This is a genomic window from Mediterraneibacter sp. NSJ-151 (assembly GCF_022487435.1).
GTDB classification, from domain to species: domain Bacteria; phylum Bacillota; class Clostridia; order Lachnospirales; family Lachnospiraceae; genus Schaedlerella; species Schaedlerella hominis.
Genome location: NZ_JAKVPP010000010.1, coordinates 45,260 through 58,929 on the forward strand (window position 1 = coordinate 45,260; position 13,670 = coordinate 58,929).

Here is a 13,670-nt window from a genome sequence, read left to right on the forward strand (position 1 = left end):
CTGTTCACAGTACCTGTGAACAGCAACGAATGAGATATTTATATGTCCGGTTTAGTAATTGAGATCTTTTTTCCACGTTCGGTTATAGTGATAGTTGTGATTACTTTGTACGCACCAGATTCGTTTACTTCTTTTCTGGCATCTGTCTCCGATAAATTCTCTTCGCACATTTTTTGCAATACTTGTTGGTCTGTATCATATTTACTTTCATCCCATTGAATTTTGACTACTTCTTTAGATTGCATGTCTAAATAAAATTTCAGATATACAATCGTATCTAAAGTTGCTTTATTTTCAGAATTTGTATTGGATTCATAGCTGACTTGTGTATTATAAGAAGATGTATATAATGCAACGTTTTTTCCATTTAACTTTTCTTTTCCTTCATATTTATATTTTAAATTATGAGCAGTATACATCTGATTTAATTTTACACCTTTACTTTTTGGAGTCCATAAATATTGTCCGTTGCCGGTTTGGCCGGATTGAATTTGCATACGTTGATATATTGCTCCATTCTCTTCATAAGAATAGATTTTACTTAATGCAGATCCATTAGAAACACATGTCTCTATTCCAACGTATGGTTCAGCGGTGATTGTTCCCTCCCAAATTATTTCAGTTTTTTCATTGTTAAGTTCGGATGAAACAGTTTTGGTATACATGTAGTTTTCGCTTGCAAGATTATTAATTATTTCTTTGGCGGCACTGTTTTGTACTTGTACCTTAACAAAGTAAAGAAGGATTATGCTAATTATAATTATGGTGATAGTTATAATAATTCTTTTTTTCTTCATAAGCCACTTCCCTTCCAACGGAATAAATCAATTATATGTTTATAACTTCAATTATACAACAAACAGCACAAAAGAACACGTATAAAAACTTTAGAAAACATAAGTGGAATATAAGAATTGTGCGTGGTAAAATAAATAGTGAAAAAATTGAAGACTTTTTTGCAGCGATAAATGTAAAAACCAGTATAATGTGTATAAGAGCCTGGCTAAGGATAAAGACAACACTAACTAATTCACCTGTTATAAGAAAGAAGGCTGATTATGAATACAGATATTATAAAGCAAATGGAAATGGTGCTGTACAGAACCGAAGATGATAACGTAACAGTCAGTGTCTTAATAAAGGATGAAACGATATGGCTGAATTGTTTGGTATTGACAAGTCGGGCATCAGTCGCCATTTAGCAAAGATTTTTGAAACTGGAGAGCTGGATGAGAAAGTGGTTGTTGCAAAAATTGCAACAACCACTCAGCACGGAGCAATGCAGGATAAAACGCAGAATATGGCAACAGATAACAGATATCTTTGCAGAGTGCAGCATTGATTACAATAGAGATTCTGATACTGCATATTATTTTTATGCAACCATACAGAACAAATTTCATTATGCCATTACCGGTAAAACAGCGGCAGAAATTGTGTATAATCAGGCTGACCATACCAAGGAAAATATGGGCCTGACTACATGGAAAAATGCTTCGGATGGTCGTATTCTCAAATCTGATACACCGATTGCCAAAAACTATTTGGACGAAAAACAGATTCGTCAGTTGGAACGTGCCGTTACAGGATATTTTGATTACATAGAGGATTTGATTGAACGTGAAAACGTCTTTACTATGGAAGAATTTTCAAAAAGCGTGAACGAGTTCCTTGCGTTCCGCAGATACGATATCTTGAAAGATAATGGGTGTATTTCCCATAAGCAGGCAGTTGAGAAAGCATATCGGGAATATGATATTTTTAACAAGACACAGCCGATAGAATCTGATTTTGATAAGATAGTAAAAGGATTGGAAAAGAAAATTTAAAGTAGGGGGTGTTGATGTTCAATAAGCGATTTATAAAATGTATCATAGGTGCTGTTTGTATTTTTATACTGGTAATTACTCTGATTGGTGGAAAAATTATTTTAGAAAAGAAAGCAGCATTAGAGGTTATAAATAATTTTTTCCAAAGCAATTATGAATATACAAAGGTTTCTTCGTCCAATTACAGTTATAGTGGTGAAGATGTAGTCTACAAAGGGAAAATCATCTATGAACCTTATCAGGGAATTGAAGAATATGTGTCCGGAAGTTCCATTATAAAAACAGTTTATACCTATGAAGAGGATAATAAAATTTATGGTGATACACAACTTGAAATAAGGCTACCGCAATCCCACTGGCTTTAGACGGTGGGTTAAGGTAGCTAAAAATCAGAAATTATTGTATACTCATGGCATGGGAACATAGAAAATCAAGGTTGAGAAAGAGGGTGACAGTGGATGTTAAAGGCATATAAATACAGAATATATCCTAATAATGAGCAGAAAATACAAATTGCAAAAACATTTGGCTGTTGCCGTTTTGTATATAATCAGACACTGGCATACCGGAAAGAAGTATATGAGAAAGAGAAAAAATCAGTTAGTAAAACTGACTGTAACAATTACTGCAACAGACAATTAAAGAAAGAATATGAATGGCTGAAAGAAGTGGATAAATTTGCTCTGACAAATACGATTTACAACATGGATGCTGCATATCAGAAATTTTTTAAGGAACATGCAGGTTATCCGAAGTTTAAGAGTAAACACGACAATCATAAGTCATATACAACAAATTTTACGAATGGCAATATAGCAGTAGATTTCGAGGAAAATAGAGTAAAACTGCCTAAATTAAAAAATGTAAAAGCAAAACTGCATAGAAATTTTAGCGGGCAGATAAAATCGGCAACGATATCACAAATTCCGAGTGGAAAATATTATGTATCAATTTTAGTGGAAACAGAACATGTGGAACTGCCACATGTAAATCAAAATACAGGAATAGATTTAGGTATTAAGGAGTTATGTATTACTTCAGCTGGAAAGAAATACGAAAATCCAAAAATCATCAGAAAATACGAAAAGAAACTGATAAAACTGCAAAGGCAGTTAGCTCATAAAGAGAAAAGAAGTCAAAATTACTACAAAACAAAGAAAAAGATAGCATTATGCCATGAAAAAATAACAAATACCAGAAAAGATTATCTGCATAAGATGTCCCTTGAGATTATCAGCGAAAACCAAGTGATAGTTTCAGAAGATTTGCAGATAAAAAACATGGTAAAAAATCATCATTTGGCAAAGTCTATAAGTGATGTATCATGGTATGAGCTTACAAGACAGTTAGAATATAAGGCAAAGTGGAATGGCAGAAAATATATCAAGATAAATACATTTTATGCTAGTAGTCAGCTGTGCTCAGCCTGTGGATACCAAAATACAGAGACGAAAAATCTATCAGTAAGGGAATGGATATGTCCTGTCTGCGGAACAAATCATGACAGAGATATCAATGCGGCAAAGAATATACTGGAAGAAGGATTAAGACAAATAGCATAAAAGGAATAACAATATAGGACAGGGACTGTCCGAATTAACGCCTGTGGAGATAGTAGGTTACGAGGTCTGCGAAGCAGGAAGCCCATTGGCTTTAGACAATGGGTAGTTCACTCAAATGAATCAGTAAAATCAATCACAACGATTACTGTTTCAAATATTGATGAATCCACTAAAAACAAGAACTGACTATGCAATCCAGCGAATTGGAGTCGGGCTTGCCCGACGAAGCTGAGCAGGAGAGCATAGTCAGTTCTTGTTTTTGATGTTTCACAAAGTTTTCTGAGCAGGAGGGCATAGTCAGTTCTTGTTTTGAGACGGTTTCGTCAAGTTCACCTTAAGCCGCTACAACCCAATAGATAACCCAGTAAACCACCCCCAGCGCCCAACTTGTAACCACGCCATACAGCAGTACAGGTCCGGCAATTGTAAAAATCTTCGCCCCGATTCCAAAAACCTGGCCTTCTTTCTTATATTCAATTGCCGGGGCGGCAACAGAATTGGCAAATCCGGTTATTGGGACGAGTGCCCCGGCACCACCCCAATTTGCAATCTTGGAATACACGTTCAGTCCGGTTAGGATAACACTGAACAGAACAAGAACTATAGCAGTCCAGGCACCACAATCTTTTTCAGATAAGCCCAGAGTCTTACAATAGTTTGAAATCAGCTGTCCGAGGGTGCAGATGCTTCCACCGGTTAAAAAGGCTTTGAGCATATTTGTCCAGACATTATGGACGGGGGTATGTTGTTTTACATAATCCTGATATTGCTTTTCTTTTATCTGTTTTTCTAATGGAGTCATAAAGAAGTCCTTCTTTCTACTAAATTTCTAATGATATTCTTACCAATAGCATTTACAAATCCAAACAATTCTATGCACGAATATATTTTGCAGAAGAGAGGAAAACTAAGGCAAAGAAAGAGAATAAATAACTAAAAAAACAAAATGAAGTGAATAACTTCAGGAAACGAGGGTGACGATTTGGAGAAAGAAATGTTGATTTGTGGAAAGCAGAGCATCCGTTTTCGGAAAGCACCTTATATTATAAGTGCAGCGTCTGTAGTCGGCTCAAAAGAATTTGCAGGGCCACTTGGAAAACGTTTTGATTTTCATGCGGAAGATGATTTGTTTGGAGGAAAAACATGGGAAGAAGCGGAGAGTAATATGCAGCGGAAGGCTTGTATACTTGCTTTGCAAAAGGTAAATATGAATGAATCGCAGATACGATATTTGTATGGTGGAGATTTGCTAAGACAGGGGATTGCCACTTCGATGGGAACGGAAAGTCTGCAGATTCCTACATTTGGATTGTATGGAGCATGTTCTACATCGGGGGAAGCACTGGCGCTTAGCTCAATGGCAGTGGCGGCAGGATACGGAGAGGCTATGCTGGCTGTAACCTCGAGTCATTTTGGAAGTGCAGAAAAAGAATTTCGTTTTCCGCTTGGGTATGCAAGTCAAAGACCATTGTCTGCACATTGGACTGTGACAGGGAGCGGCGCTTTTATTGTTGCCAAAGATGCATCCATAAGTCACGTGCGGATTAGTGGCGTGACGATTGGAAAAATTGTAGATTATGGATTGAAAGATTCACAGAATATGGGAGCGTGTATGGCTCCGGCAGCCATGGATACAATTTTAATGAATCTAAAGGATTTTGAGCGGCAGGCAGAAGATTACGACCGGATCATTACAGGAGATTTAGGAGCTGTGGGACAAAAGCTATTGTTAGATATGATTTATAAAAAAGGTGTAGATTTGCAGGAAAAACATTTGGACTGTGGGATGCTTATATTTGATGCAAAGGAGCAGGATACACATGCAGGAGGAAGCGGGTGCGGATGTGCGGCAGTCACGCTTGCGTCCTATATTTTACCAAAGATAGAAAAAGGAGAATGGAAACGAATCCTATTCGTACCGACAGGAGCATTGATGTCGACAGTCAGTTTTAATGAAGGCGCAAGTGTGCCGGGAATTGCACATGGAATTGTATTGGAGCATTGTAATTAAAAAAGCGAGGAGAAAAGATATGGACTATATTAACGCATTTTGGGTAGGAGGCGCAATCTGCGCATTGGTTCAAATATTGATGGACCGCACGAAAATGATGCCGGGAAGGATTATGGTACTTTTAGTCTGCAGTGGTGCAGTACTTGGATTTTGTAATTTATACGAACCATTCCAAACATTTGCCGGGGCCGGGGCAAGCGTTCCGCTGCTTGGATTTGGAAATACATTGTGGCAGGGCGTAAAAGAAGCTGTTGAAAAAAACGGACTGCTTGGATGTTTCCAGGGAGGATTTACCGCAGGGGCGGCAGGTACAGCGGCGGCGCTGATATTTGGCTACATTGCATCCTGGATTTTTGAGCCTAAGATGAAAAAGTAAAACATTTTTACACAGATTTAACAAACATCCATTTTTACATTTTACAAGCCCCCCGTATTATACAACCTGTAAACAAAATATAGCTTAAAAAACAAGGAGATATTTGTAAAAATGAAAATGAAAAAATTAGTTGCAGTATTAGCAGTAGTAGGAATGACAGGAGTTATGATGGCAGGATGCGGAAGCAGTTCGGCTGCAGCAAATACAGATTCTGATTCAGCATCACAGGATCAGGCAAGTGACTGGGACAGCTCAAATGATATTTCAATCGTATCAAGAGAAGATGGTTCAGGTACAAGAGGCGCATTTATCGAGTTATTTGGAATTGAAGAAAAACAGGGTGATCAGAAAGTTGATATGACAACTGAAGATGCACAGATCACAAACAATACATCCGTTATGTTGACAACAGTTGCAAAAGATGATTACGCTATTGGATATGTATCACTTGGTTCTTTGGATGACAGTGTAAAGGCATTGAAAATCGATGGAGCAGAAGCAACAGAAGAAAACATCAAAGATGGCAGCTACAAAGTATCAAGACCATTTAACATCGCAACAAAAGGTGACTCGACAAATGAAGTTGCAAAAGATTTCATTGACTATATCCTGAGCAAAGACGGACAGCAGGTAATCTCAGACAACGGTTATATTTCAAATGATGATGCAGCAGATTACGCCAAAACAGCTCCTTCGGGAAAATGTGTAGTAGGTGGTTCTTCATCTGTATCACCGGTAATGGAAAAACTGATCGAGGCTTATAAAAAAGTAAATCCAAATGCAGAAATCGAACTTCAGACATCAGATTCTACAACAGGTATGACATCTACAATCGAGGGAAGCTATGATATCGGTATGGCATCTCGAGAACTGAAAGATTCAGAGACATCAGAAGGATTGAAAGCAACAGTAATCGCAACTGATGGTATTGCAGTAATCGTAAACAACAATAACCCGGCAGATGAACTGTCAAGTGAGCAGGTAAAAGAAATCTACACAGGTTCATACACAACATGGGATGAGGTCGCAGAATAATATGAAATCAAAAGCATGGATTGAGAAATTCATGCAGGGAGTGTTCTTTGTTGCCGCTTGTGCTTCGGTGCTGGCGGTAGCACTCATTTGTATCTTTCTTTTCGCAAATGGAATCCCTGCAATGAAGGAGATCGGATTTGGTAAATTCATAAGCGGAACAATGTGGAAACCGAAAAATGAAATATTTGGAATCTTCCCAATGATTATCGGAAGTATTTATGTGACTGCAGGTGCGATCATTATCGGTGTTCCGATTGGAATTCTGACATCCGTATTTATGGCAAAATATTGTCCGAAACAAATTTACAGACCATTGAAAATGGCAACAGAGCTTCTGGCAGGAATCCCTTCCGTTGTATATGGATTTTTCGGAATGGTAGTATTGGTTCCGTTGATTAGAGATTTTGGAAGAACACTGAAAGGTGCAGGAGTGGTTCACTCATCCGGAAATGGAAGCAGTATATTGACTGCGTCAATCCTTCTTGGCATGATGATCCTTCCGACGATCATCGGAACAACAGAAGCTGCGATCAGAGCAGTACCATCACAGTATTATGAAGGTTCGCTTGCTTTGGGAGCAACAAAAGAAAGAAGCATTTTCAGAGTTATGATCCCGGCTGCTAAATCCGGTGTCATCGCAGGAATTGTTCTTGGTATTGGACGTGCAATCGGTGAGACAATGGCTGTGATTATGGTAGCAGGAAATCAGGCTAGAATGCCGGAAGGGATTCTCAAGGGAGTGCGAACCTTGACAGCAAACATTGTAATCGAAATGGGATATGCCACAGATCTTCACAGAGAGGCATTGATCGCAACAGGCGTTGTACTTTTCGTATTTATTTTGATCATTAACTTTAGTGTAGCATTGTTGAATAGGGGGAAAGATCGTGAGTAAAGAAGCTAATAATACAACATTTACGGATAAGATGAAGATGTATCTGGCACATCCGGGGTCTATGATTCTGATGCTTCTTGTTATGCTCTCAGCAATTATCACATTTACGGTATTGATTTTCCTGATTGCATATATTTTGGTTCATGGTGTCCCTTATATTAAACCGTCACTGTTTTCACTGCACTACACATCGGAAAATGCATCTTTGATGCCGGCACTTATCAATACAATCATTATGACTTTTCTTTCATTACTGATCGCAGTGCCATTTGGGATTTTTGCAGCAGTATTCTTGGTTGAATATGCAAAACGTGGAAATAAATTTATGGACATAATCCGACTGACGACAGAGACATTATCAGGTATTCCATCTATCGTTTACGGACTGTTCGGAATGTTATTTTTTGTAAATACATTAGGCTGGGGCTTCTCGTTGATTGCAGGAGCATTTACATTAGCAATTATGATTCTTCCATTGATCATGCGTCAGACAGAGGAGTCGTTAAAATCGGTACCGGACTCATTTCGCGAAGGAAGCTTTGGTTTAGGTGCAGGAAAACTTCGTACCGTGTTTTGTATCGTACTTCCGTCAGCTGTTCCGGGAATACTGGCAGGTGTGATTCTGGCAATTGGCCGTATCGTAGGTGAGACAGCAGCACTTATGTATACTGCCGGAACAGTGGCAAAGGTGCCGAGCAGTATCTTTGGTTCAGGACGTACACTGGCTGTACATATGTATAACCTGTCAAGTGAAGGTCTGTATATGAACCAGGCATACGCGACAGCAGTAATCTTGCTGATACTGGTAGTCGGTATCAATACATTATCAGGCGTGATCGCTAGACGTCTTGCAAAAGCATAAGAAAGGAAAGAACAATGTCAAAATTAAGTATTCAGAATATTGATCTATATTACGGTGATTTTAAAGCACTTAAGAATATCAATATGGAAATCGAAGAAAATAAAATCACCGCATTTATCGGACCAAGTGGATGCGGTAAGTCTACATTGCTCAAATCCATCAACAGAATGAATGATCTTGTGGAAGGATGCAGAATTGAAGGAGATATCCTCTTAGATGGAAAGAGCGTATTTAAAGGAATGGATGTCAATCTTTTAAGACGCCGTGTCGGTATGGTATTTCAGAAGCCAAATCCATTTCCAATGAGCATTTACGACAATATTGCGTATGGCCCTCGTACTCATGGAATCCGTTCAAAAGCAAAGCTTGATGATATTGTGGAAAAATCATTGAGAAATGCGGCAATCTGGGATGAATGTAAAGACAGATTAAAGAAAAGTGCACTTGGTATGTCCGGTGGACAGCAGCAGAGATTGTGCATTGCCAGAGCACTGGCAGTAGAGCCGGAAGTCCTTCTGATGGACGAACCGACTTCGGCACTGGACCCGATTTCTACATCTAAGATTGAAGACCTTGCACTGGAATTGAAAAAAGATTATACTATCGTTATGGTAACGCATAATATGCAACAGGCAGTACGTATATCGGATAACACTGCATTTTTCCTTCTTGGAGAAGTTGTAGAATACAATGAGACAGAAAAATTATTCTCTATTCCGTCAGATAAGAGAACCGAAGATTATATTACAGGGAGGTTTGGTTGATTTATGCGTAATCGATTTGACAGACAGTTACAATTATTGGAAGAAGAACTTACTCACATGGGTGAGCTTTGTGAGGTTGCTATCGCCAACGCAACAAATGCATTGACAGAAGGAGATTTGGAGCAGGCACAGGCAGTGATCGAAGCTGATGAAGAAATCGATCAGCTGGAAAAAGAGATTGAAGGTCTGTGTATGAAATTATTACTTCAGCAGCAGCCGGTTGCAAGAGATCTGCGTAGGATTTCAGCAGCGCTTAAGTTGATCACAGATATGGAGAGAATCGGAGACCAGACTTCTGATATCGCAGAGATCGTAATCTCAACAAGAAGAAATACCCCAACGCAGTTGAAGAAGTTAAACGAGATGTCTGTAGCAGCAAGTAAGATGGTGCGTGACAGCGTGACAGCTTATGTTGAGAAGGACCTTGAGCTTGCAAGAAAAGTAATGCTTGAAGATGATACTGTAGACCAGTATTTTGATGAGATCCGCGAAGAGCTGATAGCGTTCATCAAAGAAGAACAAGGAAACAAAGGTAAAGAGATTTTTGACTTGATCATGATCGCTAAATATTTGGAGCGAATTGGAGATCATGCAACCAATATTGCAGAGTGGGTTGAATTTTCTATTACAGGAAGCCATAGAAGCGGGGGTGCTTAGAGGGTTGCCGGTTGGGGACGGAGTTTAGTGAGCCATTGGGGACGGGGGTTAGTGGCTCTTTTGTAAAAAGGCCACTAAACCCCGTCCCCAATGGCTCACTAAACCCCGTCCCCAACCACCCCTCAACAATCAAAAAAAGAAAGGGAGCTTGCGATGATTTATTGCGTAGAAGATGATGATAACATTCGCGAACTGGTAGTCTATACATTGGAATCAACAGGATTGGAAGCAAAAGGGTTTGCAGAGGGCAGATCCTTTTTGGAGGCTCTGGCGTTTGATACACCAGAGCTCGTTTTGCTGGATATCATGCTTCCGGGAGAAGACGGAATGCAGATCCTGCGTAGACTGAAAAGTTCGTCAAAAACAAAAGATATTCCGGTCATTATGGTGACTGCGAAGGGAACAGAATACGATAAGGTAATAGGACTTGATTCTGGAGCAGACGATTATGTGACAAAACCATTCGGCATGATGGAGCTTGTCTCAAGGATCAAAGCTGTCCTGCGACGTACCGGAAGAATAAAGACAGATACTTCTGAACTTGAGATAAATGGAGTGAAGATAGATCTAAAAAAACATGAAGTTACAGCAGACGGTAAGACAATTGTTCTTACACTAAAAGAATTTGAGCTGTTAGAGAAATTGATGAAGAATCAAAATATCGTGCTGACCAGAGACCAGCTTCTCACAGATATCTGGGGGTATGATTTTGATGGCGAGACAAGAACGGTAGACGTACATATTCGAACACTCAGACAGAAGCTTGGAGAGTACGGATCGATGATAGAAACAATTCGAGGAGTGGGATATCGCATTGGAGAAACGAATGAGAGATAAGATTCAAAAAAGTATGATTTTTATCTTGGCAATAACCATTATTATTTCATATGGATTTGTTTCCTTTTTTGTATATAATCAAAGTCTGGGGATTTTGGAAACAGATGTGTGCCAGGAAGCGAAGTATATTGAAAAAGCAATAGAGATTACCGGGACACAATATCTGGAAGAACTCGATGAAGTAGATGCAAGGACCCGCATCACAAGGATTGCACAAGACGGAAAGGTGCTTTACGATTCCAGGGGTGATGAAAGTACACTTGATAATCACAAAGACCGAGTGGAAGTACGTGAAGCATTGAAAAATGGAGTCGGTGAGGATATCCGTATGTCCGATACCGTTGGAAAAGAACTCTATTATTATGCAGTCCTTTTAGACGATGGCACAGTCCTTCGTGTGGCAAGAAATATGGATAGTCTGATAAGCACGGCAATTCAGATATTTCCTGTGATGGCAGTGATCGCGGCAATCGTGCTTGCATTTGTATATATACTCGGCAGATGGCAGACAGCAAGACTCATTCGTCCAATCAACGAACTGGATATAGAGCATCCTCTGGATAATGAAATTTATGAGGAGCTGGATCCGCTTTTAGAGGCAATTGATAAACAGAACAAAGAAAAAGATGCAGTGGCAAATATGAGAAAAGAATTCTCGGCAAATGTTTCCCATGAGCTAAAGACACCGCTGACTTCAATATCCGGTTATGCAGAAATTATGAAAAATGGACTTGTAAAACCGGAAGATATCCAAAACTTTTCCGAGCGCATTTACAAAGAAGCAAGAAGGCTTATCACCCTTGTAGAAGATATCATCAAACTGTCAAAACTTGATGAAGAATCCGTAGAGTTAGAGAAAGAAGAAGTCAATCTGTATGATATGACGAGGGAAATCGTAAGCCGCCTTTCTATGCAGTCATCTGCAAAGCATGTTAGGATGATTTTGGAAGGAGAGTCAGTGACTTATACAGGGATCCGTCAGATATTAGATGAGATGATTTATAACATTTGCGAGAATGCAATAAAATACAATCGTCCCGGAGGAAGCGTGAGCATTTGGGTTGGTAATACACTGGAAGGTCCAAAGGTAAGCGTAACGGATACAGGAATCGGAATACCAGAGGAACATCTGGAGAGAGTTTTCGAAAGATTCTACAGGGTTGACAAAAGCCATTCCAAAGAAATCGGAGGAACAGGACTGGGGCTTTCTATTGTAAAACATGGAGCATTGCTTCATCAGGCAAAGGTATCCGTAGATAGTACAGTCGGGGAAGGAACACGGATTTCCATAGTGTTTTCTAAGAATAAATAAAATCAATTTGACAATTTACCATATCAAAGTTATAATAACGAAGAACAAGGGCGTTTTCTAAAGGTAGAGAACGCCCATTTTTCACTTTATAGGAAATTTGAAGCGGACTTGTCCGTTTCATTTCTAATATTGAAGTATGTTTGGAGGGTTCGATAATGCACAACTATACACGTGAAGATATTCTGAAAATGGTAGAGGAAGAAGATGTAGGATTTATCCGTCTGCAATTTACAGACATTTATGGAACGATAAAAAACATGGCAGTCACTGTCAGTCAGTTAGAAAAAGCATTGGATAACAGATGCGTATTTGATGGTTCATCGGTAGAAGGATTCGCAGAACTCGGTGAATCAGATATGTATTTATATCCGGATCTGAATACATTTGAGATTTTCCCATGGAGACCACAACAAGGAAAAGTTGCACGTATGATCTGTGATGTGCATTATCCGGATGGAAGACCATTTGAACTGGATCCGCGTTATATATTGAAAAAAGTTGTAAAAGAAGCCGAAGAAATGGGGTATACGCTGAAAGCAAGTCCGGAGTGCGAATTTTTCCTTTTCCACACAGACGAGGATGGAATTCCGACAACGATCACACATGAGCAGGGAAGTTCATTTGATGTAGGGCCATTGGACCTTGGAGAAAATGCAAGACGAGACATGGTTTTGACATTAGAAGATATGGGATTTAACGTAGAAACATCACATCATGAGCTGGCTCCGGCACAGCATGAAATTGATTTTCATTATGATGATGCACTTTCAACAGCAGACAATATCGTAACATTTCGTATGGTAGTAAAAACCATTGCAAAGAGACATGGCCTGCATGCGACATTTATGCCGAAACCTAAAATCGAGACAGCCGGTTCAGGAATGCATATGAATCTGTCACTCTGGAAAGATGGCAAAAACATTTTCAGGGATGATACAGATAAAAATGGTATGAGTCAGGAAGGATATCAGTTTATGGGTGGAATTCTGGAGCATATCAAGGCAATCACATGCATCACCAATCCGACGGTTAATTCTTACAAACGTTTTGTGCCTGGGTATGAAGCACCGGTTTATATTACCTGGTCAGGCAAATCACGTTCACCGCTTATCCGGATTCCGGCTATGCGAGGAGAACATACGAGACTGGAGCTTAGAAGCCCGGACCCTTCGGCAAATCCTTATCTGGCACTGGCAGTACTTCTGGCAGCAGGTCTGGATGGAATTAAAAATAGCATCAAGCCGATAGGAAGCATAGATTTGAACGCACAGAAAATGACAGATGAGCAACGCGCTTCACTGCACATTGATATGCTGCCACAGAGCCTTCCGGAAGCTGTAAATGAACTGGAGCAGGATTCATTTATCAAAGATGTGCTTGGAAGAGAATTATCAACAAAGATGATCGATTCGCATAAAAAAGCATATCATGAATATTGCATGCAAGTTACAGATTGGGAAATTGCAAATTATCTGCACAAAATCTGATCCCGCTTTCAAAGGTAACAAAGTAGTACTGTTTACAGTATGG

15 protein-coding genes are annotated in these 13,670 nt (G+C 39.4%); 13 read left to right on the forward strand and 2 right to left on the reverse strand.

What is annotated here, in order from left to right:
• Nucleotides 1-38: 38 nt before the first annotated feature.
• Nucleotides 39-797 (reverse strand): hypothetical protein, encoded by a 759-nt coding sequence (locus LQE94_RS11090; RefSeq protein ID WP_118738073.1) that lies wholly within the window; start codon nt 795-797, stop codon nt 39-41.
• 432 nt (nt 798-1,229) lie between these two features.
• On the opposite strand from LQE94_RS11090, the gene rhuM reads away from it, so the two are divergent.
• From rhuM to tnpB, 3 genes are all read left to right on the forward strand, one after another.
• Nucleotides 1,230-1,829: a RhuM family protein gene (gene rhuM / locus LQE94_RS11095; RefSeq protein WP_330638930.1), complete on the forward strand. Its 600-nt coding sequence runs from the start codon at nt 1,230-1,232 to the stop codon at nt 1,827-1,829.
• A 14-nt stretch (nt 1,830-1,843) separates the two neighbouring features.
• Nucleotides 1,844-2,194 carry a hypothetical protein gene (locus tag LQE94_RS11100; protein WP_118738301.1) on the forward strand — a complete coding sequence of 117 codons (351 nt, stop codon included), beginning with the start codon at nt 1,844-1,846 and terminating at the stop codon, nt 2,192-2,194.
• A 93-nt stretch (nt 2,195-2,287) separates the two neighbouring features.
• On the forward strand, nt 2,288-3,391 hold the full coding sequence (tnpB, locus tag LQE94_RS11105; protein WP_118738300.1) for an IS200/IS605 family element RNA-guided endonuclease TnpB: 1,104 nt from the start codon (nt 2,288-2,290) through the stop codon (nt 3,389-3,391).
• Nucleotides 3,392-3,725: 334 nt separating this feature from the next.
• Here the strand turns inward: tnpB and spoVAC are convergent, their stop codons facing one another.
• A complete protein-coding gene (spoVAC, locus tag LQE94_RS11110) occupies nt 3,726-4,193 on the reverse strand; it encodes a stage V sporulation protein AC (RefSeq protein WP_118738299.1) in 468 nt (155 codons plus the stop codon).
• A gap of 192 nt (nt 4,194-4,385) precedes the next feature.
• On the opposite strand from spoVAC, the gene LQE94_RS11115 reads away from it, so the two are divergent.
• From LQE94_RS11115 to glnA, 10 genes are all read left to right on the forward strand, one after another.
• Entirely contained in the window at nt 4,386-5,402 is a 1,017-nt protein-coding gene (locus LQE94_RS11115; protein ID WP_118738303.1) for a stage V sporulation protein AD, read from the forward strand.
• A 19-nt stretch (nt 5,403-5,421) separates the two neighbouring features.
• Complete coding sequence (locus LQE94_RS11120; RefSeq protein WP_022074590.1) at nt 5,422-5,778, forward strand: SpoVA/SpoVAEb family sporulation membrane protein; 357 nt, start codon at nt 5,422-5,424, stop codon at nt 5,776-5,778.
• 111 nt (nt 5,779-5,889) lie between these two features.
• Nucleotides 5,890-6,813, forward strand: coding sequence for a substrate-binding domain-containing protein (locus LQE94_RS11125; protein WP_240577710.1), 924 nt, complete (start codon nt 5,890-5,892; stop codon nt 6,811-6,813).
• A 1-nt stretch (nt 6,814) separates the two neighbouring features.
• Nucleotides 6,815-7,708 (forward strand): phosphate ABC transporter permease subunit PstC, encoded by an 894-nt coding sequence (gene pstC, locus LQE94_RS11130; RefSeq protein ID WP_117992181.1) that lies wholly within the window; start codon nt 6,815-6,817, stop codon nt 7,706-7,708.
• Nucleotides 7,709-7,739: 31 nt separating this feature from the next.
• Entirely contained in the window at nt 7,740-8,570 is an 831-nt protein-coding gene (gene pstA / locus LQE94_RS11135; RefSeq protein ID WP_118738302.1) for a phosphate ABC transporter permease PstA, read from the forward strand.
• Between the two features lie 14 nt (nt 8,571-8,584).
• Nucleotides 8,585-9,334, forward strand: coding sequence for a phosphate ABC transporter ATP-binding protein PstB (gene pstB / locus LQE94_RS11140; protein ID WP_117992180.1), 750 nt, complete (start codon nt 8,585-8,587; stop codon nt 9,332-9,334).
• Nucleotides 9,335-9,337: 3 nt separating this feature from the next.
• On the forward strand, nt 9,338-9,991 hold the full coding sequence (phoU, locus tag LQE94_RS11145) for a phosphate signaling complex protein PhoU (protein WP_118738297.1): 654 nt from the start codon (nt 9,338-9,340) through the stop codon (nt 9,989-9,991).
• A 153-nt stretch (nt 9,992-10,144) separates the two neighbouring features.
• Nucleotides 10,145-10,828 (forward strand): winged helix-turn-helix domain-containing protein, encoded by a 684-nt coding sequence (locus LQE94_RS11150; protein WP_117992171.1) that lies wholly within the window; start codon nt 10,145-10,147, stop codon nt 10,826-10,828.
• Nucleotides 10,818-12,140 (forward strand): sensor histidine kinase, encoded by a 1,323-nt coding sequence (locus tag LQE94_RS11155; RefSeq protein WP_118724332.1) that lies wholly within the window; start codon nt 10,818-10,820, stop codon nt 12,138-12,140. Before LQE94_RS11150 ends, LQE94_RS11155 begins: the two co-directional genes overlap by 11 nt.
• A 155-nt stretch (nt 12,141-12,295) precedes the next feature.
• Entirely contained in the window at nt 12,296-13,627 is a 1,332-nt protein-coding gene (gene glnA / locus LQE94_RS11160; protein WP_022074994.1) for a type I glutamate--ammonia ligase, read from the forward strand.
• The last annotated feature ends 43 nt before the right edge of the window (nt 13,628-13,670 follow it).

Coding starts and splice junctions, on each gene's coding strand:
- LQE94_RS11090 (WP_118738073.1), bottom strand. CDS start 797: ATGAAGAAAAAAAGAATTATTATAACTATCACCATAATTATAATTAGC.
- rhuM (WP_330638930.1), top strand. CDS start 1,230: ATGAGAAAGTGGTTGTTGCAAAAATTGCAACAACCACTCAGCACGGAG.
- LQE94_RS11100 (WP_118738301.1), top strand. CDS start 1,844: ATGTTCAATAAGCGATTTATAAAATGTATCATAGGTGCTGTTTGTATT.
- tnpB (WP_118738300.1), top strand. CDS start 2,288: ATGTTAAAGGCATATAAATACAGAATATATCCTAATAATGAGCAGAAA.
- spoVAC (WP_118738299.1), bottom strand. CDS start 4,193: ATGACTCCATTAGAAAAACAGATAAAAGAAAAGCAATATCAGGATTAT.
- LQE94_RS11115 (WP_118738303.1), top strand. CDS start 4,386: ATGTTGATTTGTGGAAAGCAGAGCATCCGTTTTCGGAAAGCACCTTAT.
- LQE94_RS11120 (WP_022074590.1), top strand. CDS start 5,422: ATGGACTATATTAACGCATTTTGGGTAGGAGGCGCAATCTGCGCATTG.
- LQE94_RS11125 (WP_240577710.1), top strand. CDS start 5,890: ATGAAAATGAAAAAATTAGTTGCAGTATTAGCAGTAGTAGGAATGACA.
- pstC (WP_117992181.1), top strand. CDS start 6,815: ATGAAATCAAAAGCATGGATTGAGAAATTCATGCAGGGAGTGTTCTTT.
- pstA (WP_118738302.1), top strand. CDS start 7,740: ATGAAGATGTATCTGGCACATCCGGGGTCTATGATTCTGATGCTTCTT.
- pstB (WP_117992180.1), top strand. CDS start 8,585: ATGTCAAAATTAAGTATTCAGAATATTGATCTATATTACGGTGATTTT.
- phoU (WP_118738297.1), top strand. CDS start 9,338: ATGCGTAATCGATTTGACAGACAGTTACAATTATTGGAAGAAGAACTT.
- LQE94_RS11150 (WP_117992171.1), top strand. CDS start 10,145: ATGATTTATTGCGTAGAAGATGATGATAACATTCGCGAACTGGTAGTC.
- LQE94_RS11155 (WP_118724332.1), top strand. CDS start 10,818: ATGAGAGATAAGATTCAAAAAAGTATGATTTTTATCTTGGCAATAACC.
- glnA (WP_022074994.1), top strand. CDS start 12,296: ATGCACAACTATACACGTGAAGATATTCTGAAAATGGTAGAGGAAGAA.